We start from the raw sequence: 528 nt of genomic DNA, 5'->3' as shown, positions 1-528 counted from the left end.
GCGGTATCCAGCCCGTCGCGGGCGTTGCGTTCAAAGAAGCTGTCCGCCACCAGCATCCGCTCAGGCGCGTCGCCGTCCGGGGTGGCGGTGGTCTTGACGCCGTCGCCCAGCGATTTGCGGAAATGGCTGCCGGTCACCTTGGCGTCATCGCCGCCGACGATGCGGACCTGGTAGAAGCCGCCGTCGAAGGAGCTCTTATCCAGGCTGAAGCGGTCGCCGTTCAGCACGTCGATATGCATCGAGACATTGCCGGAGAACGCGCTGTTCTGAACGGTGACCCCATCGCCTTCGACCACCAGGATGCGCTTGGTGTGGTAATCGGTGCCCGACACCGGTTTGGCGCCGCTGTAGCCGGTTTTCGGCGCGTTCACCACGTCGAAAGTGACATTATCGACCGTGACCCCGTTGGACAGCAGGAACAGCGGCGAGGTGTCGGTGGGCGAGGTGGTGCGCACATCCAGGCCCGCGCCCTTCTCGGCGGTGAGGGTGAAATTCTCCGGCAGCCGCAGGTGCGACCCCGAGATCTTG

The 528-nt window shown here is 64.8% G+C and carries 1 protein-coding gene; it reads right to left on the bottom strand.

The window, feature by feature from the left end; translation table 11 throughout:
- Positions 1-528, bottom strand: a 528-nt coding sequence (locus tag ACTRWG_RS22740) for a hypothetical protein (RefSeq protein ID WP_462829989.1), incomplete at both ends; no start/stop codon positions are given.

It is taken from the genome of Leisingera sp. G5_S3_59_S7 (assembly GCF_054968485.1).
This window is presented reverse-complemented; position numbering and strand designations above follow the sequence as displayed.